This is a genomic window from Herbaspirillum rubrisubalbicans, from assembly GCF_003719195.1.
In the GTDB taxonomy this organism is placed as follows: domain Bacteria; phylum Pseudomonadota; class Gammaproteobacteria; order Burkholderiales; family Burkholderiaceae_D; genus Herbaspirillum; species Herbaspirillum rubrisubalbicans.
Genome location: NZ_CP024996.1, coordinates 4,372,336 through 4,390,752 on the forward strand (window position 1 = coordinate 4,372,336; position 18,417 = coordinate 4,390,752).

Consider the following 18,417-nt stretch of genomic DNA (forward strand, 5'->3'; position numbering starts at 1 on the left):
GCTCAAAGCTTTTCGGTTTCGCCACTCTTGGGCTGCCACTTCATCAGGCGCTTCTCGATCACGCCCACGGCCAGGTCCAGCACCAGCGCAAAGACGGTCAGCACAACGATGCCGGCAAAGACGGTGTTGATGTCGAAGCTGCCTTCGGCCTGCAAAATCAGGTAGCCGACACCGCGCGCCGACCCCAGATACTCACCCACCACGGCGCCCACGAAGGCCAGGCCGATGGAGGTATGCAAGCTGGAAAACACCCACGAGGTGGCCGAGGGCAGGTAGACCGTGCGCAGCAACTGGCGCGCATTGGCGCCCAACATACGGGCATTGGCCAAGACCACCGGGCTGACTTCCTTGACGCCCTGATAGACGTTGAAGAAGACGATGAAAAACACCAGCGTGACCGCCAGCGCGACCTTGGACCAGATGCCCAGGCCGAACCACATGGCGAAGATCGGCGCCAGGATCACGCGCGGCATGGAGTTGGCCGCCTTGACATAGGGATCGAGAATGGCCGAGGCCGTCGGCGAGAGGGCTAGCCACAGACCGATGCCCAGGCCGAAGACGGTGCCGATGATGAAGGCCAGCACGGTTTCGGTGAGCGTGATCAAGAGGTGCGAATAGATCTCGGCGGGGAAATTGAGTGTGAAGAAAGTGGTATCACCGAAGCCCACTTCCAGCGAGCCGCTGCCCACCGTGAACCACTCCCAGATACGCTGCGCCACCTTCAGCGGCTCGCCGAAGAAAAACGCCGTCTGCGGGTTGCGAGTGGCCACATGCCATACCAGCAGCACGATGGCCAGGACCATCAATTGCCAGAAGCGGATGTTCTTGTGATTCGGTTTCAGTAATTTCCACATGGTTCTGATTCTCTTCCCTGATCCTTGCTTCTGATGGCTTACGGCTTACGCGGCACGCTTCTGTTGTTGGTAACCCTTGAGGACTTCATCGCGCAGCACATCCCAGATCTGCTGGTGCAATTCGACGAAGCGCGGGTGCATACGGATTTCGGCCACGTCGCGCGGGCGCGGCAGGTCGATCCTGAATTCGCCAATGGGGTGCGTGCCGGGTCCGGCCGCCAGCACGATCACGCGGTCGGACATGGCGATGGCTTCATCCAGATCGTGGGTGATGAAGAGCACGGCCTTCTTCTTGGCATTCCATAATTCCAGCACTTCGTTTTCCATCAGTTGCCGGGTCTGGATGTCCAGGGCAGAGAAGGGTTCATCCATCAGGATGATGTCCGGGTCCAGGATCAGGGTCTGCGCCAGCGCCACGCGCTTGCGCATCCCGCCGGAGAGCTGGTGCGGGTAGCGGTCGCCAAAGCCTTGCAGGCCGACGCGCGCCAGCCATTGCTGTCCCAGTTCTTCGGCGGACTTTTCATCATGGCCACGATACTGCAGGCCGGCGATCACGTTTTGCAGGGCGCTGCGCCAGGGCATGAGCGCTTCGGCCTGGAACATGTAGCCGGCGCGACGGTTGATGCCTTGCAACGGTTCACCGAAGACCTTGACGCTGCCCGAGGAGGGTTGCAACAGGCCAGCGCCGACATTGAGCAAGGTCGACTTGCCGCAACCGGTGGGGCCGACCACGGAAACGAATTCGCCGGGGGCAATCGCCAGATCGGTATTGGCCACTGCCGTGTAGCGCTGGGAGCGGTCGTCCTTGGAGACGAAGGTGCAGGTAATGTTGTCGAACTGGAGGGCTGGCGTCATGGCAATGCGGGCCGGTAGGGCCACGGTGGGTGGTACGGAGGCAGGGACATCGACTCCACTGTGCAGAAGTGCAAATGCCCGTTGCCGGGCATTTGCGATACATTCGCGTCAACGGGAGCCGAGCTTGCGGAACCTTGGATCGACTTACTTGTACTTGGCGTTGGCCTTCTGGACGAAGGCATTGGTGAAGGTCTTGGACAGATCGATCTGCTTGTCGGCCAGCGCCGGCTCGAAGGCCTTGAGCGTGCGCAGCGCTGTATCCGGGCCACCCGGCGGGAAGTAGCCGTCCGGCGAGATGGCCTGGCGCACCTTCATGAAGGCATCGATATAGAGCGAGCGGTCGCCCAGCAGATAGCTTTCCGGCACGGCCTTGATGATGTCGGAGGGGCCGGCCTTCTGAATCCACTTCAGCGCGCGCACCATGGCATTGGTCAGGGCTTGCGTGGTGTTGGGATACTTCTGGATGAAGGCGGCCGGCGCATACAGCGTCGCTGCCGGCATCGGTCCACCGAAGACATCGTTGGTGTCCTTCAGGGTGCGGGTGTCGGCGATGATCTTGATCTCGTTGTGCTGCTCCAGCATGGAAATGACCGGATCGAGGTTGGCAATCGCATCGATCTGACCCGAGCGGATCGCCGAGATGGCGCCGGCAGCGGCCCCCACGCCGATGAAGGACACATCGGTGGGCTTCAGACCCGCCTTGGCCAGCACGTAGCTGGCCATGATGCTGGTGGAGGAGCCCGGTGCGGTGACTCCGATCTTCTTGCCCTTCAGATCAGCCACGCTCTTGTAGTTGGGCATGGTCTTGTTGTTGACCGCCAGCACGATCTGCGGAGCGCGGCCCTGCAGTACGAAGGCGACGATGGGCTGGTTCTTGGCCTGCATGTTGATGGTGTGCTCGTAAGCCCCAGAGACCACGTCGGCACTGCCGCCGACCATGGCCTGCAACGCCTTGGCGCCGCCAGCGAAGTCGGAAATCTCGACCTGCAAGCCTTCATCCTTGAAATAGCCGAGCTGTTCGGCAATGGTCAGGGGCAGATAGTAGAACAGGTTCTTGCCACCCACGGCGATGGAGACCTTGGGTTTTTCCAGTGCCTGTGCATCGGCGCTGCCGTTGAAGGAAAAGTAACCGGCCAGGAACAGGCCAGTGGCGATCAGCAATTGCTTCCAGCTCAATTTCATTATGTCTCCTCCGAGTGTGGATGGGGGGTACCGCTTCTTGTCCAGCTTGTTGCAGGCAACCCCGTGCAGGCGCCCGCCTTTGTCAGGCTGCTTCAGACCACGCCTTGGTCCCGCAGCTTCTTGATGTGGGCCTCATCATACCCCAGCGATTGCAGGATTTCATCGCTGTGCGCGCCCAGCTCCGGGCCCAGCCATTTGGTTTGGCCCGGTGTCTCGGAGAGCTTGGGCGTGATGGCGGGCAGCTTGACCGGCGTGCCATCGGCAAACTGGTGCTGCTCGAACATGTCGCGCGCCAGGAATTGCGCATCGTTCATCATGTCCTTGACCGAATAGATCTTGCCCACCGGGACATCGGCAGCCTGCAAGCGCGCCAGTGCCGACTCGATGGTCTGGGTGCTGCACCACTGCTGGATGGCGTCATCGATTTCCTGCGTGCGCGGCACGCGACCATCGTTGCGCGCCAGGCCGGGATCGTTGGCCATGTCGTGGCGACCGATGGCGCTCATCAGGCGTTTGAAGATGGCATCACCATTGCCGGCGATGACGATGTTAATGCCATCGCCAGTGGTATAGGTATTGGAGGGCACGATGCCCGGCAGCGCGCCACCGGTACGCTCGCGGACCACACCGGCAAAATCGAACTCGGGCACCATCGATTCCATCATGTTGAACACAGCTTCATACAAGGCCACATCCACCATCTGCCCCTGCCCGGCCACACAGTCTGCGCCGCTCTTGCCGTTCCAGCGACCGCCGGTAACGTCACGGTGGCGCAAGGCCATCATGGCGCCGATCACGCCATGCAGGGCGGCGATGGAGTCTCCAATGGAAATGCCGATGCGTACCGGCGGCCGGTCCGGGTGGCCGGATACATAGCGGATGCCGCCCATCGATTCGCCGATGGCGCCAAAGCCCGGCAGGTCGCGCAACGGGCCGGTCTGACCATAACCGGACAGGCGCACCATGATGGTGGCAGGGTTCAGATGTCTGAGGTCTTCATAGCCGAGCTTCCACTTCTCCAGCACGCCGGGGCGGTAGTTCTCGATGATGACGTCGGCGTCCAGGGCGAGCTGGCGGGCGATTTCCTGGGCCCGCTCATCCTTCATGTTGAGCGTGATGCTCTTCTTGTTGCGCGCCTGGACCGACCACCACAGCGAGGTGCCGTCCTTGAGCACACGCCAGTGACGCAATGGATCGCCATCGCCGGGGGCTTCGATCTTGATCACGTCGGCGCCGAACTCGGCCAACATGCGCGAGCAGAATGGCCCGGCGATGAGTGTACCCAGTTCGAGTACCTTGATGCCGGCCAGCGGGCCGGGCTTGGATGTGGCTGTGGTCATCATGCTTGCACCGGATGCCTGGCGCGGCGTGCGACGTGCGAGGTGCCGTGGGGCGACTCCGGTGTTCTCCTTTTCTTCGGGGACTCCATGCTATGGCCGGACATCAGAGGTGCAAGCCGGCAGGCGACATTCTATTGCAGCGTGCGCGGGATGTCGCGCATTTCAGACACAAGCTCAGGTAGTGCGACGATCCAGCATGGCGCGCGCGATGGTGCCGGCATCCACGTACTCCAGCTCGCCGCCCACCGGCACGCCACGCGCCAGGCGGCTGACCTTCAGGCCACGCGCCTTGAGGGTCTCGCTGATGTAGTGGGCTGTGGCTTCGCCCTCGTTGGTGAAATTGGTGGCCAGGACCACTTCGGTGACCACGCCATCGGTGGCGCGGGTGATGAGCTTTTCCAGGTGGATGTCACGCGGGCCGATGCCGTCCAGCGGCGAGAGGCGGCCCATCAAGACGAAGTAAAGGCCCTTGAAGGTCAGGGTCTGTTCGATCATCACCTGGTCCGAAGGCGACTCCACCACGCACAGTTGGGTGTGGTCACGCTGGCTGTCCTGGCAGGTGTCGCAGATGACTTGCTCGGTGAAGGTATTGCACAGCGCGCAGTGGCGGATGGTGTCCAGCGCCTTGGCTAGCGAACGGCTCAGGTCGGCGGCCGCATCGCGGTCGTGCTGCAACAGGTGGTACGCCATGCGCTGCGCGGTCTTGGGGCCGATGCCGGGGAGCCGGCGCAGCGATTCGGTCAGGAGGGTGAGACTGGAAGGCGTTTTCAATTGCGGTCTACGGAATAGCGGAAGGCTTCGAGCGCCTCGGCCGTCATGGAGGGGACGAATTCGATGATCTCGTATTCGGCCACGCCACCGATGAAGAAGGGGTCCGATTCCATGATGGCTTCGATCTCGGCACGGTCGGCGCAGTCGGCCAGGATGATGCCGCCAGTGCGTGGCACCTTGCGGCCCGACATCAGGAATACGCCTTCGGCATATTGCTGGTTGAGGAATTTCTTGTGCGCGGTCAGCAAGGCGTCGATGTCGCTTGCTGGCTTGGTGTACGTGATCGAGACGATGAACATGAAGCCTCCACTAAGCAATCCTGCATTCCACCAGAATCATGAACCATGAAGTTCTGCACTACCGCAACGCCTGGCAGCGGCCGCGGGTTTACCGCGGACCGCAGCGACATCAGAACGGCATCTTGAAGCCCGGGGGCAGCGGCATCCCGGCGGTGACACCCGACATCTTTTCCTGGGCGGTGGCTTCGGCCTTGCGCACGGCGTCGTTGAAGGCAGCGGCCACCAGGTCTTCCAGCATGTCCTTGTCGTCAGCCAGCAGCGACGGGTCGATCGAGACGCGCTTGACATCGTTCTTGCAGGTCATCACGACCTTCACCAGGCCGGCACCGGACTGGCCTTCGACTTCGATGTTGGCCAGTTGCTCCTGGGCCTTCTTCATGTTGTCCTGCATGGCCTGTGCTTGCTTCATCAGACCTGCCAGTTGACCTTTCATCATGCTATTTGCTCCTTGTTTCGATTCTCGGAATTCTATCGTGTTTATGGATGAGCCCGGCAAGGGCGCCTACTCTTGACTCTTGCATCGCTGCTTCATAAAGCCTGGATCGATCCCGGCACGATGGTGGCGCCGAACTCGCGCATCATGCTCACCACGAAGGGATCGCTCTTCATCTTCTGTTCTGCCTTGCGCTGGCGCTCGGCGCGCTCGGCCTCGGCCACGGCATTGGCGGTGTCGGAGACGGCACCGATTTCGGTCTCGACCCGGATCTCCTTGCCGAAGCGTTCGGACAGTACCGCCACCAGTTTATCCACGCTGCCCGAAGAACGCAGGGTTTCCAGCGGGATACGCAGATGGAAGCAGACATTGCCGCCATTGAGAGCTTCGCAGCGTACCAGCTCGCTCTGGAAGGCCATCTGGTGCGCCACGCCGCGCAGCGCGCTGAGGCTGGCCGCCAGGGTGGGCCAATGACCGTCCCAGCCCAGTTCGGCAGCGATACGGGCAGTTTCCTGCTGTTGCGCAGGCGTGGCGGACGGGCGCTGGGGTGCAGGCGGCTCTACGGCTGCCGCAGGGGCAATGACAGGTTCAGCTTTTTTTTCAGTCGCCTCGGCCATCGGCACGGACGGTGGCATAGCGGCGCTACCGGTTTCTTCTTCCCATGGCGGGATGGCGTCGAAGGGCGGCGGCTCGGGCATGTCCGGCGGCATCGGGCTGGCTGCACGCACGCTGCGAGTGGCGGCACTGGGCGCGGCATTTACAGCAGGCGTAGCGGCGGCCGGTGCCGCCGGTTCTGCAGCGGGAACCGGTGCGACCGGACGGGCTGCGGCCTTGCCGCCCTTGCCACCACGCAGCGCCATCAGGGCGGCTTCGCGGGCAGAGGTGGGGGCAGCAGCCGGCGGTGCAACAGCGGCAACGGGATCGGCGGGCGCGGCAGCAGGCGCAGCAACAGGTACCGGCGCCACTGCGGCAGCCGCTTGCACACGGCTGACCGGCGCACTGGTGACGGCGGCCTGCGGCGCCATGAGCGGTGCGGCCTGGCGTGGCGTGGCGGTGCGGGGGCCAGTGGCCCCGGTTGCCCCGGCTGCAGGGGCCACCGGGGCAGCGGGCACCGGCGCAGTTGCGCTGGCGCTGACCGGGCGGAAGGCCAACATGCGCAACAGCGTCATGCTGAAACCGGCATATTCGTCCGGGGCCAGGCCCAGTTCGTTGCGACCGTGCACGACGATCTGATAGAACAGTTGCACATGTTCCGCACTGAACTGGGCGGACAGGCGCAGGATATCTTCGCGGTTGGGCAGGTCATCGGCCAGCGCGGCCGGCACCGCCTGCGCCAGCGCGATCTGGTGCAGCAGCGTGCCCAGGTCTTGCAGGGCGGCGTTGTAGGACAGGCTGCGGGTGGCCATGTCGTCGGCCACGCCCAGCAGCGCGGCGCCATCCTGCACGGCCAGCGCATCGAGCACGCGGATCAGGTAGGACTGGTCAAGTGCCCCCAGCATCCCTTGCACCGCTTCCAGCGTGACCTTGCCGGCGGCATAGGCGATGGCCTGGTCGGTCAGCGAGAGCGCATCGCGCATGGAACCGGATGCTCCTTGGGCCAGCAGGCGCAGCGCCGGAGGGTCGAATTCGATGCCCTCCTGGTGCAGGATGTTGTCGAGGTGGCTGATGATGTGGCCGGGCGGCATCTGCTTGAGGTTGAACTGCAGGCAGCGCGAGAGCACGGTCACGGGAATCTTTTGCGGATCGGTGGTGGCCAGGATGAACTTGATGTGCTCCGGCGGCTCTTCCAGCGTCTTCAGCATGGCGTTGAAGGCGTGGTTGGTGAGCATGTGCACTTCGTCGATCATGTAGACCTTGAAACGCGCGTTCGAAGGGGCATAGATGGCCTGCTCCAGCAGTTGCGCCATCTCGTCCACGCCACGGTTGGAGGCGGCATCCATCTCGATGTAGTCGACGAAGCGGCCGGCATCGATGGCTACGCAAGCTTCGCACACACCACAGGGGGCGGCAGTGATGCCACCGGTACCGTCAGGGCCGACGCAATTGAGCGACTTGGCCAGGATACGCGAGAGCGTGGTCTTGCCCACGCCGCGGGTACCGGTGAAGAGGTAGGCGTGGTGCAGCCGCTGCTGTTCCAGCGCGTGCATCAGCGCGCGCACGACGTGTTCCTGGCCGACCAGGGTGTCGAAGCTGCGGGGACGGTATTTACGGGCGAGAACTTGATAAGACATGGGGTGGCTGCTGTCGGCTTTTTGGCTCAGGGGGGCATTTTAAGCTATTTCACCGCCGCCATCGCCTTTGCCTGCATGGCACTACCGCGCCAGTCGCTCAGGCCAGCACGCGACTGGCCTTCTTGCGCTCGTACATGGCGGCATCAGCACTGCCGAGCAGGGCCGACAGGTCCGGGTGGCGAGCCGGGTCGTACTGCGCTACGCCCACGCAATAATCCAGTTGGTAGGGCCGTTGGCCGTTGCGGTTGAAGTCCTGCACGGCAGCTTGCAGGTGGGCCAGCACCACGGTCGAATCGGCCAGGGCGGTATTGGTCAGGAACACCACGAATTCATCGCCACCCAGGCGACCGATGACGTCGGACTCACGCAGGTTGTCCATCAACAGGCGGGCAAAATCGGTCAGCGCCCTATCCCCTTCGAGATGGCCGAAGCGATCATTGATCTGCTTGAAATGATTGAGATCGAAATACAGCAGACTGGCCGCACGCGCGCTGCGCTTGCTGGCAGCCATGGCGTGCTGCGCCAGCGTCGTGAAGCCACGCCGGTTGGAGACCCCGGTGAGCTCGTCGATGGTGGCCATCCTCACCGCGACCAACTCCTGCTCGACCATGGCCGCCAGGTCTTTCAACAAGGCCTGTTGCTCGGCATCGAAGCTGCGCGGCACGATATCGACCAGGCATAAAGTGCCCAGGTTGAAGCCGCCCTCGCTCTTGATCGGACAGCCGGCATAAAAGCGCAGGAAGGGCTCGCCGGTGACTTGCGGATTGTCGGCAAAGCGCACATCGAGCCGGGCATCGGGCACGATGGTCAGTTCTTCGTTGAGAATGGCGTGGGCACAGAAGGAAATGTCACGCGAGGTTTCGCTGGCATCGCCCAGGCCGACGCAGGACTTGAACCATTGCCGATGCACGTCGATCAGGGTCACCACGGCCATGGGCACGTCGAACAGACGACGCGCCAGCCGGGTCAGGCGATCGAAACGTTCTTCGCGCGGCGTATCGAGAATGCGCAAGGAATGCAAGGCCTCGATACGGGCAGACTCATTGGCGGGCAGCTCGGCGATTGGCATGGTTCATCAGCGCATGGTGGGACGTGGTTGCCGACGTTTGCGACAAGATGCGCCTCACTTTAACCGCAATTTTTTCGAGAAACAAGAATTAGTTAAGCACAAAACCGGGCTCTCTCGACAACCTCACCCATCCCTCTGAAGCGACCGAACGACAGGTTCCCATGCACCCTGACCTGCCGTCGATCCAACCTTGGCGGCTGGACTCATGATATGGGGCATCCGCCCGAAACGCCCGTCCTGGGCGGCTCTCCTTTAGAAAATTTCACCTGATGAGAGATGAAGGTGAAGATCATTTCCCAGCAGCAGCGGGCTGCTCGCCCTTGGCCGGTGGGGCGGCGGTTTGCTTGTCCTGGCTCTCGCTGCGCGGGGTCTTGGGCGATTTGGCCGGTTTGGCAGACGAAGCCGCCGGAGTCGCTGCGGCATCGGCCGAGCGGGACTGGCCGTTGACCGTCAAGCCATTGGTGGAGAGCCTGACGGCAGACTTGTCCTTGATGCCCTTGACGCGCTTTTCCAGGTCGTCCCAGCTCTTGAAGGCGCCCTCTTTGGTGCGCGCTTCCAGGATGCGCTTGGACAGCGCCGGCCCGATACCGCGCACGCCATCCAGCGCGGCCTGGTCGGCCTTGTTGACGTCCACTTCGGCCCAGGCCAAGCCGGTGGCGACGAAGAAGCTGAGAATGAACAACAGGGTGTGCTTCAACATGATGCTTCCTTTCGACTTTTGGTTGAGGAAAAAACAAAGGGCAGCCCACCATGCGGTGGACTGCCCTTGCTCAACGACAAGCCAGGCTGCCTGTTGACCGTAAAGCGACTAGAAATGCTCGCTTAAATCATCCTGCCAATAATTCCTCGCGGGTGACGGTGGCCGTCCCCAGTTTGCCGACCACGATGCCACCTGCACGATTGGCCATGGTGACCGCATCGACCAGCGAGGCGCCCGCTCCCAGCATCACGGCCAGGGTGCCGATGACGGTGTCACCGGCGCCGGAGACGTCATAGACTTCCCGCGCCATGGTCGGGAAATGCGTGACCTCGCCTTCGCGGTACAGGCTCATGCCTTCTTCCGAACGGGTCAGCAACAGCGCTTCCAGCTTCAGTTCGGTACGCAATTGCTGGGCGCGCGCGGTGAGGTCTGCTTCGTTCTTCCACTGGCCGACGATGCGTACCAGCTCCGACTTGTTGGGGGTGAGGATGGACGCACCGGCATAGCGGGAAAAATCCTCGCCCTTGGGATCAACCAGGATGCGCTTGCCCAGCTTGCTGGCGGTGGCGATCATCTCGGCTACGTTGACCAGGCTGCCCTTGGCGTAGTCGGAAAAGATGATGACGTCGTAATCGGCCACCAGCGAATTGAACTGCGTGAGCTTGTCGCGCAGCACAGTATCGGTGGGGGCTTCTTCGAAGTCGATGCGCACCAGTTGCTGCTGGCGACCGATCACGCGCAGCTTGACGATGGTGGAGATACTGGGGTCGCGATTGAGATGGCTGTGGATGCCCATCTCGCCCAGCATGTGGTCCATCACGCGGGCCGGTTCATCGTCGCCGGTCACGCCCAGCAGTGCGGTCTGGGCACCCAGGCTGGCGGTATTGCGCGCCACGTTGGCCGCGCCACCCAGGCGCTCTTCCTTGCGCTCGACCCGCACCACCGGCACCGGAGCTTCGGGCGAGATGCGGTTGACTTCGCCGAACCAGTAACGGTCCAGCATGACGTCACCGACGATGAGGATACGGGCGGCGTCCCAGGCCGATGCGATATTCTTGTCCACGATTTGGCCCACCTTGTTGTCCTGTTTTTTCTATCGCTTATTGCACACGCGCTGGCAGCGAACGACCGATACCGTAGTATTCGACGCCGCTGTCGGCCATCACCTGGGGATCGAACAGATTGCGACCATCGAAGATGACCGGATTGTTCAAGGCTGCCTTGACGCGCTCCAGGTCGGGGCTGCGGAAGGCTTTCCATTCGGTGACGATGGCCAGGGCATCGGCACCCTGCAAGGTATCCATGGGCGAAGTGGCGAAACGGATGCGTTGCAGCAGGCTGGCGTCGTCAGCGAAATCCAGCTCCAGCACACGTGCCGCTTCCTTCATGGCCACCGGATCATAGACCGCTACACTGGCGCCGCGCCGCACCAGTTCGCCGATCAGCACGCGCGAAGATGCTTCGCGCATGTCGTCGGTATTGGGCTTGAAGGCCAGCCCCCAAATAGCGAAGTGCTTGCCGGAAAGATCGTCGCCGAAGCGGTTCACCACCTTCTTGCCCAGCACATGTTTCTGCAAATCGTTGACCTGTTCCACCGCGCGCAGGATCAGCAGCGACTGGTCATAGTCGCGCGCGGTACGTTCCAGTGCCTGCACATCCTTGGGGAAGCAGGAGCCGCCATAGCCGCAGCCGGCATAGAGGAAGCTGTGACCGATGCGCGGGTCCGAACCGATGCCGTGACGCACCGACTCGATATCGGCACCGACACGATCGGCCAGGTTGGCCAGTTCGTTCATGAAGGAAATGCGCGTGGCCAGCATGGCGTTGGCAGCGTACTTGGTGAATTCGGCCGAGCGCACGTCCATCCAGTAGGTGCGTTCGTGATTACGGTTGAAGGGCGCGTAGAGCTTTTTCATCTGTGCCTGCGCGCGCTGGCCTTCGGGGCTCTGGTCGTGACCGATGACGATGCGATCAGGACGCATGAAGTCTTCGACCGCCGCGCCTTCCTTGAGGAATTCCGGGTTGGAGACGACCGAAAAACTCAAGTCGGTCTTGCCGCGCGTTGCCAGTTCGGCGGCGATGGCAGCCTTGACGCGGTCGGCGGTTCCTACCGGCACGGTGGACTTGTCGACCACCACCTTGAAGCCTTCCATGTGGCGACCGATGTTGCGTGCTGCAGCCAGCACATATTGCAGGTCGGCCGAGCCGTCTTCGTCGGGCGGGGTGCCCACGGCGATGAACTGGATGTCACCATGCGCCACGCTGGCGGCCACGTCGGTGGAGAACTGCAGGCGACCAGCGGCACGGTTGCGCGCCACCACTTCTTCCAGGCCGGGTTCATGGATAGGGATGCCACCGTTGTTGAGGATATCGACCTTGCGCTGGTCGACGTCCAGGCAGAACACGTCGTTACCGAGTTCGGCCAGGCAGGCGCCGGTCACCAGGCCAACGTAGCCGGTGCCGATGATGGTGATTTTCATGGTAGATCCAGGTTCCAAGTACGGCCGTTGCAGGCCTCAATTCATGACATTCAATTCTTCGGTGCGACGCGGCGGATAGGTCTCCCATTGGCTGCAGCCAGGGCATTGCCAGTAGAACTGGCGCGCCTTGAAGCCGCAATGGCTGCACTGGTAGCGCGCCAGCTTCTGCGTATAGCCATGCACCAGGGTCTTGACCACGGCCAGCTCGGGACGCACGCTCTGGGGCGCGCTCATCATGCGCGCTTCCAGGAACTTGTCCAGGCCCAGCAGCGTGGGAGTACGACGCAATTCGTCGCTCACCAGCACGTTGGCGGCATCGATGCCATCGGCGTCCAGCACGGCCTTGAAGGCCACTTCCAGCAGGTCGATGGAAGGGGCTTCGGCCAAGTAGGCGCGCAGCAGGTTGATCCCTTCCTGCGGACGCCCCACGGCGATGTAGCCATCCATCAGGCGCTGCGCCACCAAGGCGGTATGCGGCACGCTCTGGTGCTCGACGCGACGCCAGGTTTCCAGTGCGCCTTCGATGTCGCCCTTGGCGCGCAAGGCGTCGCCCATCAACATGGTGGCGCGCACGCTCTTGCGGTCGGCAGCCAGGGCTTTCTCCAGCAAGGCCATGGCGGCCTCGGTATTGGTGCGCACCAGTTCATCGGCGGCCAGTTCGCAATAGAACTGGGCGATCTCGCGCTGGCGGCCGCCGGCGCCGGTGGCTTGCAGGATCTCGGCGGCGGAGATGGCGCGTTCCCATTCCTTCTCGCGCTGGTAGATTTCCAGCAGGGCACGGCCGGCCTGGGCGCTGTAAGGGGTGTCGATCAACTTGTTGAAGGTTTCTTCAGCGCGGTCCAACAGGCCAGCCTTCAGATAATCCTGGCCCAGTTCGTAGAGCGCATGGCCTTGATGCTCGGCCGGCAGGTCGGGACGCGCCAGCAGGTTCTGGTGCACGCGGATGGCACGCTCGGTTTCGCCGCGCCGGCGGAACAGGTTACCCAGGGCAAAATGCAGCTCTACCGTTTCGGGATCCAACTTGACGATTTCGATGAAGGCATCGATGGCCTTGTCGGGCTGCTCGTTCAACAGGAAATTCAGGCCCTTGAAGTAACCACGCGGCAGGGTGCGCGACTCCGAGAGCAACTGGTTGATATCCACCCGCGCCGCGATCCATCCCAGGCCGAAGAAGACCGGAATGCCGAGCAACCACCAAAATTCAAATTCCATAAAGAGAGAGGGACAATTAGAGGATGTGCTGGGCGGTAATCACGCTGTCAGGCTGGGGCGGCTGGGCCTGCGCCTGGGCGATTTCTTCCTGCTGCTTCTGGATTTGCGACAGCGCCTTCCTGTAGCGCGCAGCTTCCCGGCGGTGACGCAGCACCAGCGGTGCCATGGCCAGTACACCCAATACGGCGCCGATCACGAAGAAGGCCAGCAGCACCAGCACCAGCGGGTCGCTGCGCTCATAGCCGAGGAAGAAATGCAGGGTCACTTCCTGGGTATTGCGCAGCGCGAAGAAAAAGAAGAACACGAACAGGATGGCCGCGATCAATCGGGAGAGTATTTTCATGGCGTAATCCTTTCTGGCGGGTCGTGGTATTGCCCGATGGCGAAGCTGTGCACTGAGCACGAGCGAGCTTGGGTACCGGTTCGCAGCATTATTGCGCTGGCCGGAAAAATCGCGTCTATTTTGCGCGCTTTCCCGTTCATTCCAGGGCAAATCGGGATTGTACGTGAAAAAAAAACGGCATCCAAAGATGCCGTTCATTTTGTTGATCTGCCTTTACACCCGTTCACCTCGCAGTGTGCGAGTGTGCAGCTTTCAACGATTGTTACTGCTCGCGAGCGCAGAAAACTTCATCTGCGCCCGGCAAGAACTATCTGGTCACAGGCCTAGCCGGGTCAATCCTCGCGGATTGGCTGGCCGACCATCGCATCCACGCGCTCGCGCAATTCCTTGCCAGGCTTGAAGTGGGGCACCCGTTTTTCGGGGACCATCACCTTGTCGCCGGACTTGGGATTGCGGCCGATACGCGGCGGACGGCGGTTGAGCGCGAAGCTGCCAAAGCCACGGATCTCGATGCGCTGGCCGGTCGCGAGAGCGTCGACCATGGCATCGAGGATGGTTTTGACCGCGTAATCCGCATCCTTGGCAACAAGTTGCGGATAACGCTCAGCCAGACGGGCGATCAGCTCCGACTTTGTCATCGTGACCGGAAGATCAGTTCTTGTTGTCGAGCTTGGCCTTCAGCAGCGCGCCCAGGCTGGTGGTGCCCGAAGCAGCGTTGGAGTCAGCCGACATCTTCTGCATGGCTTCCTGGGTCTCGGCGTTGTCCTTGGCCTTGATCGACAGCTGGATGCTGCGTGCCTTGCGGTCGATGTTGATGACCAGGGCTTCGACGGAGTCGCCAACCTTCAGGTGGGTACCGGCATCTTCCACGCGGTCGCGGGAGATTTCGGAAGCGCGCAGGTAGCCTTCGACTTCGTCGGTCAGCTGGATCACGGCGCCCTTGGGCTCAACCGACTTGACGGTACCGGTCACGATCGCACCCTTGTCGTTCAGGGCAGCGAAGTTGTTGAACGGGTCGCCTTCCAGTTGCTTCACGCCCAGGGAGACGCGCTCGCGTTCCACATCGATGGCCAGCACAACGGCTTCCAGCTCGTCGCCCTTCTTGAACTTGCGCACGGCTTCTTCGCCAGCTTCGGTCCAGGACAGGTCGGACAGGTGCACCAGGCCGTCGATGTTGCCCGGCAGGCCGATGAACACGCCGAAGTCGGTGATCGACTTGATCGAACCCTTGACCTTGTCGCCCTTCTTGTGGCTCATGGCGAAGTCGTCCCACGGGTTCGGCTTGCACTGCTTCATGCCCAGGGAGATACGACGACGCTCTTCGTCGATTTCCAGAACCATGACTTCGACTTCGTCGCCCAGCTGGACAACCTTGTTCGGGGCCACGTTCTTGTTGGTCCAGTCCATTTCGGAGACGTGCACCAGGCCTTCGATGCCTTGTTCGACTTCCACGAATGCACCGTAGTCGGTCAGGTTGGTGACCTTGCCGAACAGGCGGGTGCCTTGCGGGTAGCGACGCGACAGACCGGTCCACGGATCGTCGCCCAGTTGCTTCACGCCCAGGGAGACGCGGTTCTTCTCTTGATCGTACTTCAAGACCTTGGCGGTGATCTCTTGGCCAACCGACAGCACTTCCGACGGGTGACGCACGCGACGCCATGCCAGATCGGTGATGTGCAGCAGGCCGTCGATGCCACCCAGGTCAACGAACGCACCGTAGTCGGTGATGTTCTTGACGACACCGGTGACGACGGTGCCTTCCTTCAGGGTTTCCATCAGCTTGGCGCGCTCTTCGCCCATCGAGGCTTCGATCACGGCGCGGCGCGACAGCACCACGTTGTTGCGCTTGCGGTCCAGCTTGATGACCTTGAATTCCAGGGTCTTGCCTTCGAACGGGGTGGTGTCCTTGACCGGACGGGTGTCGACCAGCGAACCCGGCAGGAAGGCACGGATGCCGTTGGTCAGCACGGTCAGGCCGCCCTTGACCTTGCCATTGACGGTACCGGTGACGATCTCGCCGGACTCCATCGCCTTTTCCAGCGAGAGCCACGATGCCAGACGCTTGGCCTTGTCGCGCGACAGGATGGTGTCGCCGAAACCGTTTTCCAGGGATTCGATCGCAACGGAGATGAAGTCGCCGACGTTGACTTCGACTTCGCCGTTGTCGTTCTTGAATTCTTCAACAGGGATGAAGGCTTCGGACTTCAGGCCGGCGTTGACGATCACGAAGTTGTGATCCAGGCGCACGACTTCTGCCGAGATGACTTCACCCGAACGCATGTCCTGACGCGACAGCGATTCTTCGAACAGAGCAGCAAATTCGCTGGAGGTATCAACACCTGCAGCGATAACGGTAGTGGTAGACATAAAAGAAAGTAAGAAAGATTGGCCGGTATCCGTGTGATGCAATCAGGCTGACTTGCACTGCCGTCTTCGTTGCCGCCGACGACATGGGTACTGGGTTAGGTTTATCAACACCCGTCAGACTTTGCATCTGCCGGGCACCAATGGCACTACGGGTACAACAAGGACTTGCCCATGATGGGTGCTGAAAGTGCCGTTTCAAGCAGCTTGCAACGGATTTCAGTGCCCCAGGGCAGCGTACCAGCTGAGTACCTGCTGCACCGCTTCGTCAGCGGTCATGTCGGATGTATCCAGGTGATATGCGCCCTCCGCAGCCTTCAAGGGGGCCGACGAGCGATTCATGTCGCGTTCGTCGCGCTCCTTCAAATCTCTGGAGAGGTCTTCGATATTAGCAGAAAAACCCTTGTCAATCAATTGCTTATAGCGCCTTGTGGCGCGTGCTTCCACACTGGCGGTCAAAAACACCTTCAAACGGGCAGTCGGGAAGATGACCGTACCCATGTCGCGGCCATCGGCCACCAGCCCGGGAGGTTTCCTGAATGACAACTGCAAGCCATACAAGGCCTGACGCACGGTGATCAGGGCGGCGATCTTGGAGGCGGTATTGCCGACCTCTTCGGCGCGGATGGCCTGGGTCACGTCTTCATTGGCCAGGAAGATATGGGCACCATCGAAGTGGCAATGCAGGTGCTCGGCCGCCTTGGCCAGGGCGTGCTCATCATTGAGCGCGATGCCGCGCCGCAACACGGACAACGCCGTCAAGCGGTACAGCGCGCCCGAATCCAGGTAATGGAAACCCAGTTCGCGGGCCACCTTCTGCGCCACGGTGCCCTTGCCGGAGGCGGTCGGGCCATCGATGGTGATGACCGGTATCTTTGCTTTTTCCATGGCCTGAACCCTTTATCTGTGAATAATTTAGCGTAATTCCGTTAAACACAGGGTTTATCAGATCAAGGTTTGTTCGGCAATCTTTTTGAAAACGTCGAAGTAATCCGGGAAGGTCTTGGCCACGCATTTGGGGTCGTTGATGCGGATACGGTTGCCACGCCGCAATGCACCATCGAGCGCCGCCAGCGAGAAGCACATGGCCATGCGGTGGTCGTCGTAGGTATCGATGGCTGCCGTGCCGATCTCGGCCGGCGGGGTCACCGTCAAGTAGTCGGCGCCCTCCTCCACTTGCGCCCCGAGCTTGCGCAATTCGGTGGCCATGGCCGCCAGGCGGTCGGTTTCCTTGACGCGCCAGCTGGCGATATTGCGCAGGGTGCTGGGACCATCGGCATAGAGCGCGGCCACGGCGATGGTCATGGCGGCGTCGGGGATGTGGTTGAAGTCGGCATCGATGGCTTTGAGGGGCCCATTGGAGGAGGCCTCGATCCAGTTTTCGCCCATGGTGATGGTGGCGCCCATCTTTTCCAGCGCCTCCACGAAACGCACGTCGCCCTGGATGCTGTCGCGCCCCACGCCCTCGACCCGCAGCGGGCCACCGGTGATGGCACCGGCCGCCAGGAAATAGGACGCCGACGAAGCATCGCCCTCGACGTGGATGCTGCCGGGGCTACGGTAATGCTGGCCCGGCTTGATGGTGAACTGTTGCCAGCCATCACGTTCGACCTCGACGCCAAAGCGGCGCATCAGGTTCAGGGTGATCTCGATGTAGGGCTTGGAAATGAGCTCACCGACCACCTCGATCTGCATGGCCTCGTCGCGTGCCATCAGCGGGGCGGCCATCAGCAAGGCGGTCAGGAACTGGCTGGAGACATTGCCGCGCACCTTCATGCGCGAAGACGTCAATTGGCCACGGCGGATATGCAGCGGCGGGTAGCCGGGATTGCCGGTGTAATCGATGCGCATCCCCACTGCATTCAAGGCATCGACCAGGTCGCCGATGGGCCGCTCATGCATCCGCGGCACGCCATGCAGCGTGTAGTCGCCGCCCAGCACGGCCAGGGCCGCCGTCAAGGGACGGATGGCAGTACCGGCATTACCCATGAAGAGGTCGGCCTGGTGCACCGGCAGCACGCCGTTGACGCCATGCACGATGTAATCCTGGGTGCCTTCGATCTGTTCCCACTTCACGCCCAGGGTCTGCAGGGCCATCAGCATGACCAGAGTATCGTCGGAAGCCAGCAGGTCGAAGATGCGGGTGGTGCCGCCCGAGAGCGCCGCCAGCAGCAGGATGCGGTTGGAGATGCTCTTGGAACCGGGCAGCTTGACCGTGCCTTGCACATGATGCACCGGGGCCAGGTCGATATGACGGGGGTAGGAAGCTTGTTTCATCTTGGTT

At 61.9% G+C, this 18,417-nt stretch carries 19 protein-coding genes; 1 reads left to right on the plus strand and 18 read right to left on the minus strand.

Features of this window, described 5'->3' with window-relative positions; all coding sequences use genetic code 11:
• Positions 1-2: 2 nt before the first annotated feature.
• From RC54_RS19430 to RC54_RS19495, 14 genes are all read right to left on the minus strand, one after another.
• Positions 3-854: an ABC transporter permease gene (locus tag RC54_RS19430; protein ID WP_026052037.1), complete on the minus strand. Its 852-nt coding sequence runs from the start codon at positions 852-854 to the stop codon at positions 3-5.
• A gap of 45 nt (positions 855-899) precedes the next feature.
• Complete coding sequence (locus RC54_RS19435) at positions 900-1,709, minus strand: ABC transporter ATP-binding protein (protein WP_044529977.1); 810 nt, start codon at positions 1,707-1,709, stop codon at positions 900-902.
• Positions 1,710-1,853: 144 nt separating this feature from the next.
• Positions 1,854-2,891, minus strand: coding sequence for an ABC transporter substrate-binding protein (locus RC54_RS19440; protein ID WP_058896543.1), 1,038 nt, complete (start codon positions 2,889-2,891; stop codon positions 1,854-1,856).
• Positions 2,892-2,983: 92 nt separating this feature from the next.
• Positions 2,984-4,231, minus strand: coding sequence for a CaiB/BaiF CoA transferase family protein (locus RC54_RS19445; protein WP_061788757.1), 1,248 nt, complete (start codon positions 4,229-4,231; stop codon positions 2,984-2,986).
• Positions 4,232-4,405: 174 nt separating this feature from the next.
• Positions 4,406-5,002: a recombination mediator RecR gene (recR, locus tag RC54_RS19450; protein WP_017452043.1), complete on the minus strand. Its 597-nt coding sequence runs from the start codon at positions 5,000-5,002 to the stop codon at positions 4,406-4,408.
• The gene (locus RC54_RS19455; RefSeq protein ID WP_058896544.1) at positions 4,999-5,301 is read right to left on the minus strand and encodes a YciI family protein; all 303 of its coding nucleotides are present in this window, start codon (positions 5,299-5,301) and stop codon (positions 4,999-5,001) included. Before RC54_RS19455 ends, recR begins: the two co-directional genes overlap by 4 nt.
• 109 nt (positions 5,302-5,410) lie before the next feature.
• Positions 5,411-5,737, minus strand: a complete 327-nt coding sequence (locus RC54_RS19460) for a YbaB/EbfC family nucleoid-associated protein (RefSeq protein ID WP_017452041.1) — start codon at positions 5,735-5,737, stop codon at positions 5,411-5,413.
• 92 nt (positions 5,738-5,829) lie between these two features.
• Positions 5,830-7,965: a DNA polymerase III subunit gamma/tau gene (locus RC54_RS19465; protein ID WP_061788717.1), complete on the minus strand. Its 2,136-nt coding sequence runs from the start codon at positions 7,963-7,965 to the stop codon at positions 5,830-5,832.
• Between the two features lie 97 nt (positions 7,966-8,062).
• A complete protein-coding gene (locus RC54_RS19470; protein ID WP_058896546.1) occupies positions 8,063-9,034 on the minus strand; it encodes a sensor domain-containing diguanylate cyclase in 972 nt (323 codons plus the stop codon).
• Between the two features lie 289 nt (positions 9,035-9,323).
• The gene (locus tag RC54_RS19475) at positions 9,324-9,734 is read right to left on the minus strand and encodes a ComEA family DNA-binding protein (RefSeq protein WP_061788716.1); all 411 of its coding nucleotides are present in this window, start codon (positions 9,732-9,734) and stop codon (positions 9,324-9,326) included.
• Between the two features lie 127 nt (positions 9,735-9,861).
• A complete protein-coding gene (gene rfaE1 / locus RC54_RS19480) occupies positions 9,862-10,797 on the minus strand; it encodes a D-glycero-beta-D-manno-heptose-7-phosphate kinase (RefSeq protein WP_082803058.1) in 936 nt (311 codons plus the stop codon).
• A 37-nt stretch (positions 10,798-10,834) separates the two neighbouring features.
• Positions 10,835-12,214, minus strand: a complete 1,380-nt coding sequence (locus tag RC54_RS19485) for a UDP-glucose dehydrogenase family protein (protein WP_061788714.1) — start codon at positions 12,212-12,214, stop codon at positions 10,835-10,837.
• 36 nt (positions 12,215-12,250) lie between these two features.
• On the minus strand, positions 12,251-13,426 hold the full coding sequence (gene lapB / locus RC54_RS19490; RefSeq protein WP_058896550.1) for a lipopolysaccharide assembly protein LapB: 1,176 nt from the start codon (positions 13,424-13,426) through the stop codon (positions 12,251-12,253).
• A 16-nt stretch (positions 13,427-13,442) separates the two neighbouring features.
• Positions 13,443-13,769: a LapA family protein gene (locus RC54_RS19495; protein ID WP_058896551.1), complete on the minus strand. Its 327-nt coding sequence runs from the start codon at positions 13,767-13,769 to the stop codon at positions 13,443-13,445.
• A gap of 36 nt (positions 13,770-13,805) precedes the next feature.
• Here RC54_RS19495 and RC54_RS25445 point away from each other — a divergent pair, with 36 nt between their 5' ends.
• Complete coding sequence (locus RC54_RS25445; protein ID WP_164471228.1) at positions 13,806-14,096, plus strand: hypothetical protein; 291 nt, start codon at positions 13,806-13,808, stop codon at positions 14,094-14,096.
• 5 nt (positions 14,097-14,101) lie between these two features.
• Here the strand turns inward: RC54_RS25445 and RC54_RS19500 are convergent, their stop codons facing one another.
• From RC54_RS19500 to aroA, 4 genes are all read right to left on the minus strand, one after another.
• The gene (locus RC54_RS19500) at positions 14,102-14,407 is read right to left on the minus strand and encodes an integration host factor subunit beta (RefSeq protein ID WP_006462119.1); all 306 of its coding nucleotides are present in this window, start codon (positions 14,405-14,407) and stop codon (positions 14,102-14,104) included.
• Positions 14,408-14,420: 13 nt separating this feature from the next.
• Positions 14,421-16,136, minus strand: a complete 1,716-nt coding sequence (gene rpsA / locus RC54_RS19505) for a 30S ribosomal protein S1 (RefSeq protein ID WP_082686088.1) — start codon at positions 16,134-16,136, stop codon at positions 14,421-14,423.
• A 216-nt stretch (positions 16,137-16,352) separates the two neighbouring features.
• On the minus strand, positions 16,353-17,021 hold the full coding sequence (gene cmk, locus RC54_RS19510) for a (d)CMP kinase (RefSeq protein ID WP_017454467.1): 669 nt from the start codon (positions 17,019-17,021) through the stop codon (positions 16,353-16,355).
• Between the two features lie 57 nt (positions 17,022-17,078).
• Positions 17,079-18,410: a 3-phosphoshikimate 1-carboxyvinyltransferase gene (aroA, locus tag RC54_RS25795; RefSeq protein WP_061788713.1), complete on the minus strand. Its 1,332-nt coding sequence runs from the start codon at positions 18,408-18,410 to the stop codon at positions 17,079-17,081.
• Between the last annotated feature and the right edge of the window lie 7 nt (positions 18,411-18,417).

What these genes read in the sequence shown, in the direction of transcription:
- RC54_RS19430 (WP_026052037.1), bottom strand. Translation starts at nt 854, where the DNA reads ATGTGGAAATTACTGAAACCGAATCACAAGAACATCCGCTTCTGGCAA.
- RC54_RS19435 (WP_044529977.1), bottom strand. Translation starts at nt 1,709, where the DNA reads ATGACGCCAGCCCTCCAGTTCGACAACATTACCTGCACCTTCGTCTCC.
- RC54_RS19440 (WP_058896543.1), bottom strand. Translation starts at nt 2,891, where the DNA reads ATGAAATTGAGCTGGAAGCAATTGCTGATCGCCACTGGCCTGTTCCTG.
- RC54_RS19445 (WP_061788757.1), bottom strand. Translation starts at nt 4,231, where the DNA reads ATGACCACAGCCACATCCAAGCCCGGCCCGCTGGCCGGCATCAAGGTA.
- RC54_RS19455 (WP_058896544.1), bottom strand. Translation starts at nt 5,301, where the DNA reads ATGTTCATCGTCTCGATCACGTACACCAAGCCAGCAAGCGACATCGAC.
- RC54_RS19460 (WP_017452041.1), bottom strand. Translation starts at nt 5,737, where the DNA reads ATGATGAAAGGTCAACTGGCAGGTCTGATGAAGCAAGCACAGGCCATG.
- RC54_RS19465 (WP_061788717.1), bottom strand. Translation starts at nt 7,965, where the DNA reads ATGTCTTATCAAGTTCTCGCCCGTAAATACCGTCCCCGCAGCTTCGAC.
- RC54_RS19470 (WP_058896546.1), bottom strand. Translation starts at nt 9,034, where the DNA reads ATGCCAATCGCCGAGCTGCCCGCCAATGAGTCTGCCCGTATCGAGGCC.
- RC54_RS19475 (WP_061788716.1), bottom strand. Translation starts at nt 9,734, where the DNA reads ATGTTGAAGCACACCCTGTTGTTCATTCTCAGCTTCTTCGTCGCCACC.
- RC54_RS19485 (WP_061788714.1), bottom strand. Translation starts at nt 12,214, where the DNA reads ATGAAAATCACCATCATCGGCACCGGCTACGTTGGCCTGGTGACCGGC.
- lapB (WP_058896550.1), bottom strand. Translation starts at nt 13,426, where the DNA reads ATGGAATTTGAATTTTGGTGGTTGCTCGGCATTCCGGTCTTCTTCGGC.
- RC54_RS19495 (WP_058896551.1), bottom strand. Translation starts at nt 13,769, where the DNA reads ATGAAAATACTCTCCCGATTGATCGCGGCCATCCTGTTCGTGTTCTTC.
- RC54_RS25445 (WP_164471228.1), top strand. Translation starts at nt 13,806, where the DNA reads ATGGCGAAGCTGTGCACTGAGCACGAGCGAGCTTGGGTACCGGTTCGC.
- RC54_RS19500 (WP_006462119.1), bottom strand. Translation starts at nt 14,407, where the DNA reads ATGACAAAGTCGGAGCTGATCGCCCGTCTGGCTGAGCGTTATCCGCAA.
- rpsA (WP_082686088.1), bottom strand. Translation starts at nt 16,136, where the DNA reads ATGTCTACCACTACCGTTATCGCTGCAGGTGTTGATACCTCCAGCGAA.
- cmk (WP_017454467.1), bottom strand. Translation starts at nt 17,021, where the DNA reads ATGGAAAAAGCAAAGATACCGGTCATCACCATCGATGGCCCGACCGCC.
- aroA (WP_061788713.1), bottom strand. Translation starts at nt 18,410, where the DNA reads ATGAAACAAGCTTCCTACCCCCGTCATATCGACCTGGCCCCGGTGCAT.